Below are 4,895 nucleotides of genomic sequence, written 5' to 3' on the forward strand. Positions count from 1 at the left end.
GTGCTGCCGTTCGACTTGCATGTGTAAGGCATGCCGCCAGCGTTCAATCTGAGCCAGGATCAAACTCTTCAGTTCAATGCCTGTTATCTGCCATCGCTGACAGAACTGCCGTCGCCGGCAGCGTCGCTCACTCAAAATACTGACTCGATCCATCCTCCCATAGCGGGCAGATGAACCGGTATTTCTATATGAGCACTTGCTATTTCGTTTTGCAGCATCAGCAGCACAGGCATCGCTGCCCTACCGCTGACGCCGCCGCACGCTACCAAGCGCCCACACTTATCGGCTGTTAGTTGTTAAAGATCCGTCTGCTTCAGCTCGCCATTTCAGTCCCCTGAGCGGCTCGCCGCGCTGCGAAGCGTTGTGTTCGTCAGCAGCACTCAATTCATATTGAGCTTTCCCATCGTTTTCAAGAGCGCGCCTCTTTCGATCTCGCTCTGTCTCGCTTCGCTTGCTGCGTTGCGCGACGGGAGGCGAACTATAGCAAACGAGATTGCGCGCTGCCTAGAGGGTTTGCGAGATTTTTCGAAAAATATTCTTTGCCTCGGACATGCTTGGAAAATTGCTTCGGCTCATTGTCGGTCCGACATGCGAGCGCCGTCGAATTCAACAGCATGGATGCAAGGCGGTTGCTGCTGCAGCCGTCTAGAATAGGGGGCCTTCATTTTCGGAGAGAAGTAGTGCAGGGAACAAAGAGAAGAGTGGTCTATGTCTTCGCCTATGAAGCGATTGCCATCGCGATCTGCAGCGTCAGCTTTTCAGCGTTGACCGGAAAAAGCCTGTTTCACGCAAGCGCGCTGTCGATGGCCGCCTCGGGCATAGCAGTGGCCTGGAATTTCATTTTCAACATGGCTTTCGAGCGCTGGGAGTCGCGACAGACCGTCAAGGGACGAAGCTTCAAGCGCCGCGCCGCGCATGCCGTGGGTTTCGAGATCGGATTGATCTTTTTGCTGGTGCCCTTGATTGCCTGGTGGCTGGAGGTAAGCCTCTGGCAGGCGCTGATCATGGACCTCGGCCTCGCCCTTTTCTTTTTGTGCTACACCTTCGTATTCAACTGGGTTTTCGATCACCTGTTTGGCCTGCCGGCGTCTGCCACGGGCAATCCGACACCGGGTTGACCCGCCCCTCGGTTCAGCAGCGTGGCCGGGAGGGCGGTGCGGCGCAGACGCTCGCTATTGCCCGGCTTCCGGCAAGCCTGTTTCTTCCTTCAAATGCTCCGCGAGCGCGGCGCGGACAGCGGCAATGCGCTCCTTGCAGATCGCATAGGCGGCAGCGCTTTCCTGGACGATGGGCACCAGGCTGTCGATGTCGAGCTCCTGCTGATTGCGCAGCTTCTCCGCGTTGTCCTTGAGTATTTTGTAGGCGGCATTGAAGCCTTTGTCCGCATCAGTCATGGTGCGCTTTCCCCTTGGTTGAAACTTCCACGGTTCCGTCATGGAAGGTGAGTTCGATTGAATCGTGTTCGAGCGCGGCCGCGCGACTGGACACGGGTTTACCGTCAGCCTTGGCCAAGGCGAAACCGCGCCGCAGCGTCGGCTCGACACCCATCGCCAGGATGGATTTGAACGTGTCTTGCGCGAGCGCCTCCGCTTCGCGCAGTGTGCGCCGCATGTAATGCGTGACGTCGTTCATATGGGCATCGGCGAGCGACACGCTTTGCGTCACCGCCTTGCCGGCGCCTGCCACGATGCCGAGCCAATGCTCATGGAGATGACCGTCGATGCCATCGATGCTGCGCCTGCTTGCCAGCACCACGGTTTCCAGCCTGGCCTTGGCCTGCACTTCCACCGTCGAGACCGCGCCCGCCGCGCGCTCGCGGATGACGCCGTATTGCTGCCCCAGGGCCTGATGCGCCATGTCCAGCCGTCCCGCTCCGCGGCTTAGCACCATGCCGTGCAGGGCGGCAGTCCGCTCCTCCGTGACGCCGACATGGGCTGTCGCGCGCGTACGCACCTGGCCGAACTCGCCGACGGCGGCGATCTCCGCCTTTTCCAGCCGATGGCGTGCGCGCAGCAGGATGTCTGCCCGGTTGCGGCTTGCCGCCGCTTCGGCCGCCTGCAGCTTGAGCGAGATGCCTTCGCAGATCTGCGTCCAATCCTCCAGCGCCCGGTTGGCCCGCGCGGCGATCAGGTCGCGCACGTGGGCAATCACCTTGGATGGCGTGCCGAATCGGCGATGCGCGCATTCATCGAGGATGGTGGAGTCGCGCTCGTGGCCGATGCCGGTGAACACCGGCACATGGAAGCGACAGACCATCTTGGCGAGAATGCCTTCGTTGAGCCATTGCAGATCGGTCGTCGCGCCGCCGCCGCGGATGACGATCAGCGCGTCGATCGGTTGCTGCGTATGGTAGGTATGGACATCGATGAAGGCCTGCTTCAGCGAGTCGCGCGCCTTCTCGCCCTGAAACACGGCGTGGAAGTAACGGAAGCGGCACAGCCCAGCCCGCTCCAGGCGCTGCGCCTCGACCTGAAAATCTTCAAGGCCGGCGGCTGCATTCGGCGCGATCACCGCGACGTGGGTGAAGTCGACCGGCGCTGGCAGACTGCGGTTGCGGTCGGCGATGCCGGCCGCTTCGAGTTCTTCACGAATGCGCTTGAGCTTGGCCTGCATGTCGCCCAGCGTGTAATCCGGGTCGATATCGCTGACGATCAGGGACAAGCCATGCTGCACGCTGAACTGCACCTTGGCCAGCATGAGCACCTTGAGACCATTCTCCAGGCGGGCGCCTGTGGCGTCGAAAAATTTCTTGTCGAGCTTCGCGCGCAGGCTGCCCCAGATGATGGCGCGCGCCTTCGACACTTCACGTCCGTCGGCACCGCGTTCGACTGCGTCGAAATAGGCGTGGGTGCCCGGCCGCAGTCCGGAGATTTCGAACCTTACCCACTCGGACCGCGGAAAGGCGGTATCCAGCGCACGCTCCACCCGCGTCAGCATCTGGCTGAGAGAGCAGCCCTTCTGCGCCGGTTTTTCCAGCTCAAGAGACTGAGATGGGCTCGGCAGCCAAGGCTTGAATTGGGCAATCTCCAAGCCCGGCGGCACGAAATAGCGGCCACTCTCGGCATCCCGCATCGCGCCCAGCGTCAAGGCGCTGAGAGCATCTTCATCTGGGACGCGGAGGAATGTCTTCATGTCCCGGATGATATACGAACTTGCTCTTAGCCAACATTTTGATCGGTCAGATTTGCAAGGTCGCGGCGTGAATCTATGGAAGCAATACAACGGGACCGGCAAGGTCCATCTCGAGGCAAACCGCCGTAACGAGGAAACGGCGGTAAACGGAAAAGGGGTCATGACCCTGAGATCATGACCCCTTTAAATGATGGTGCGGCTGGCAGGAATCGAACCCACGACCCCTTGGTTCGTAGCCAAGTACTCTATCCAGCTGAGCTACAGCCGCGAAGGGTTGGCATATTAACCGAAGTTTCCGATTTGCGCTAGGGCAGAAGGGGAAAACAGGCCAAAACCGTTAAAAGCCGGCGCCTGCCCGCCGAAATGCGAGGCCGCCCGGCTGCATGCCGATTGCGCCGTCATTCGGTTTCTATCGCGGCCGGCGTCTTGCGCGGGCGCCGCGGTCGGGCACCGGTCTTGCGGGCCGGCTTGGCCGGAGTTTCGTCGGCCGGCGAATGGCTCGCCGCCGGTTCGGACGGCACGACATTCACGGCCGGCGCCGGCGGCACCGGGTCCGGCGCAGCAACGGCAGCGGCTTCCGTTTCCTTTGCCGGCGCTTTTTTCCTGGCGGGCGTCTTGCGGGGGGTGCGTCCCTTGCGGCGGGCATCAGCCTTGCCTTCCGGTTCTTCCAACTGCGCCGCTTCGCTGACAGTGCGCTCGATGAATTGCATCGCCTCATCCGGCGAGACGGGCGACGCGCTCGTTTCCTGCTCCATCGTCATGTCCGCGTCGGAAGCAGCGGCCGATGCCGCGGCCTGGGCGCCGCGATTGCCGCGGAAGACGAAGGCGCCGGACTTTTCATCCCGACCCACTTCCAGCAGGCCGCGCGACTGCGCCTCCTCCAGCAGGTTGCCGAAGGTGCGGAAACCGAAATAGGCTTCGTTGAAGTCGGGGCGGCGGCGCTTGATCGCCTGCTTCAGCACCGAAGCCCAGATCTTGCCGCTGTCGCCGCGCTCCGACATGAGCGCCTCGAAGGTCTCGGCCGCCATGTCCACTGCGCGATTGCGGCGCACTTCCATTTCCTCCCGACGGCGCTGATCTTCTTCGGGCAAGCGGCGTACCGGCGCCTGGGTTTCCTTGGTCTCGCGCTTGGCTGGGGCGCGGGAATTGTCGCGCACCAGGTCGTCGTAGAAGATGAACTCGTCGCAGTTAGCGATGAGCAGATCGGAGGTCGACTGCTTCACGCCGACGCCGATCACATGCTTGGCGTTTTCGCGCAGCTTCGAGACCAGGGGCGAAAAATCCGAGTCGCCGCTGATGACGACGAAGGTATTGACGTGCGACTTGGTGTAGCAGAGGTCGAGCGCATCGACCACCAGCCGGATGTCGGCCGAATTCTTGCCGGACTGCCGCACATGCGGGATCTCGATCAGCTCGAAGTTCGCTTCATGCATGGTGCCCTTGAAAGCCTTGTAGCGATCCCAGTCGCAGTAGGCCTTCTTGACGACGATGCTGCCCTTGAGCAGCAGCCTTTCCAGCACCCGCTTGATGTCGAATTTTTCGTATTTTGCGTCGCGCACGCCGAGCGCGACGTTTTCGAAGTCGCAGAACAGCGCCATGCTGACGTTTTCATTGGATGCAGCCATAGATTCCTAGTGTCGTTTCACGATTCTGGTTAACGGAAGCTTAAGAGCCTGTTCAGTATCTTTGTGACATGTGCGCAGCCACGCGAACCGGTCGAATGCTAGGCGTGGCGACGCGACGTAGCGGGGCTACGGCAAGGA

At 61.2% G+C, this 4,895-nt stretch carries 4 protein-coding genes, 1 tRNA gene and 1 rRNA gene; 1 reads left to right on the forward strand and 5 read right to left on the reverse strand.

The window, feature by feature from the left end:
- A 16S ribosomal RNA gene (locus CHB88_RS23935) occupies window positions 1–75 on the reverse strand; the annotation flags it as partial.
- A 605-nt stretch (window positions 76–680) separates the two neighbouring features.
- Here CHB88_RS23935 and CHB88_RS23940 point away from each other — a divergent pair.
- On the forward strand, window positions 681–1,118 hold the full coding sequence (locus CHB88_RS23940) for a PACE efflux transporter (RefSeq protein ID WP_143131469.1): 438 nt from the start codon (window positions 681–683) through the stop codon (window positions 1,116–1,118).
- A 54-nt stretch (window positions 1,119–1,172) separates the two neighbouring features.
- Here CHB88_RS23940 and xseB read toward each other — a convergent pair whose 3' ends face one another.
- From xseB to CHB88_RS23960, 4 genes are all read right to left on the reverse strand, one after another.
- Window positions 1,173–1,394 (reverse strand): exodeoxyribonuclease VII small subunit, encoded by a 222-nt coding sequence (gene xseB, locus CHB88_RS23945; RefSeq protein WP_089401876.1) that lies wholly within the window; start codon window positions 1,392–1,394, stop codon window positions 1,173–1,175.
- Window positions 1,387–3,132 (reverse strand): exodeoxyribonuclease VII large subunit, encoded by a 1,746-nt coding sequence (xseA, locus tag CHB88_RS23950; RefSeq protein ID WP_176442644.1) that lies wholly within the window; start codon window positions 3,130–3,132, stop codon window positions 1,387–1,389. The genes xseB and xseA overlap by 8 nt, the downstream gene beginning before the upstream one ends.
- 191 nt (window positions 3,133–3,323) lie before the next feature.
- Window positions 3,324–3,400 (reverse strand) — tRNA-Arg (locus tag CHB88_RS23955).
- Window positions 3,401–3,530: 130 nt separating this feature from the next.
- The gene (locus tag CHB88_RS23960; RefSeq protein WP_089401878.1) at window positions 3,531–4,757 is read right to left on the reverse strand and encodes an NYN domain-containing protein; all 1,227 of its coding nucleotides are present in this window, start codon (window positions 4,755–4,757) and stop codon (window positions 3,531–3,533) included.
- Window positions 4,758–4,895 lie beyond the last annotated feature (138 nt).

Source organism: Noviherbaspirillum humi (genome assembly GCF_900188095.1).
Taxonomy (GTDB): Bacteria; Pseudomonadota; Gammaproteobacteria; order Burkholderiales; family Burkholderiaceae_D; genus Noviherbaspirillum; species Noviherbaspirillum humi.